1 protein-coding gene and 1 pseudogene are annotated in these 1,487 nt (G+C 65.4%); one reads left to right on the top strand and one right to left on the bottom strand.

Features of this window, described 5'->3' with window-relative positions:
* Positions 1 to 233: pseudogene (locus EOA32_RS37085) on the top strand (alpha/beta hydrolase); the annotation flags it as partial.
* A gap of 65 nt (positions 234 to 298) precedes the next feature.
* Here EOA32_RS37085 and EOA32_RS37090 read toward each other — a convergent pair.
* On the bottom strand, positions 299 to 1,487 hold a 1,189-nt coding region (locus EOA32_RS37090; RefSeq protein WP_145971512.1), incomplete at its 5' end, for a DEAD/DEAH box helicase.

Here is a 1,487-nt window from a genome sequence, read left to right on the forward strand (position 1 = left end):
TCCCTGCCCTGTTCATCTTCTCGGATGCCGACAAGGTGGTCCGGCCGGACCGCACGCGCGAGGTCGCCGGCCGCTGGGGCGGTCCGCACGAACTGGTGCCGGTCGACGATACGGGCGATCCGGACAACCACGTCATTGCAGGCGATGCGCTATCGCCGCAGACCACGGGCTTTCTGACAGAGCGGATCGTGGTGTGGGTGAAGGCGCTGATGCAGCAGCAATCAAGTCCGTGAGACGACCAACGGCCGGAGCGTTGCTTCCGGCCGTTATGCTATTTCAATCAAACCTTGGTGGGACGTTAAGCGGCCCGGTTCGCCGGCCGCTTGCCGCCGAAGCGGCGCTTGTTGTTGCCCTTGAAGCGCTTGAAGCCGTCAGGCTTGTGCTCGCCATTCGGCTTGGCGCCCGCAGGACGTTCGCCTTGCGGCTTGGGCGCGAATTGGCGCTCGCCACCGGGCTTGCCGCCGAAGCGCTTCTTGCCGTTGTTGCCGCTGCCGGGACGGCGGCCGTCACGACGGCCGCCATGGTGCTCGCGGTCATTGGCCGGCTCGAAATGACGCTCGGTCCTTTCCTTCGGATCGCGCTGCGGGTCGGGACTGCCGAGATGATCGGCAATGACCGGAAGCTTCATGCGGATGATGCGCTCGACCTGCCGCAGCTTGCCGTTCTCCGATGGATCGCAAAGCGTGATCGCGATGCCGTCCCTGCCGTTGCGGCCGGTACGGCCGATACGGTGGACATAGCTCTCCGCTTCGTCCGGCAAGTCGAAATTCACGACATGGCTGATGCCTGGGACGTCGATGCCGCGCGCGGCGATATCGGTCGCCACCAAAATACGCACCGAGCCGTCGCGGAAATCGTTGAGCGCCTTCTGACGCGCGTTCTGCGACTTGTTGCCGTGGATCACTGCGGCGTCGAAGCCGTCGCGGGCAAGGTCCTTGGTGACGCGGTCGGCGCCATGCTTGGTGCGCGAGAACACGATGACCGAGCGCATCGCCTCGTCGGCCAGCATCTTGGACAGCACTTGGCGCTTCTGCTTGGTGCGGGCAAGCACCACGCTTTGCACGATCTCGGCCGCCGTCGTGCTCTGCGGGGAGACTTCGATGCGGACGGCGTCCTTCAGCAAGCCCTTGGCGAGTTCCGCGATCTCGTTCGGCATGGTGGCCGAGAACAGCGCGGTCTGGCGGTTCGGCGCGGTCGCCTTGGCGATGCGCTTGACGTCGTTGATGAAGCCCATGTCGAGCATGCGGTCGCCCTCGTCGAGCACCAGCCATTTGGTATCGGCAAGGATGAGGTCGCCTTCCCGCACCAGGTCGGTCAGCCGGCCGGGCGTGGCGATCAGGATATCGACGCCGGGTGCGATCTTCTTCACCTGGCTGTAGCGGGAGACGCCGCCGAGCACGAGCGCGGTCGAGATGTGCGCGCCCTTGGCGAGCAGCTTGATGGTGTCCTCGATCTGTACCGCTAGCTCGCGTGTCGGCGCCAGGATC

Source organism: Mesorhizobium sp. M1A.F.Ca.ET.072.01.1.1, from assembly GCF_004023325.1.
In the GTDB taxonomy this organism is placed as follows: domain Bacteria; phylum Pseudomonadota; class Alphaproteobacteria; order Rhizobiales; family Rhizobiaceae; genus Mesorhizobium.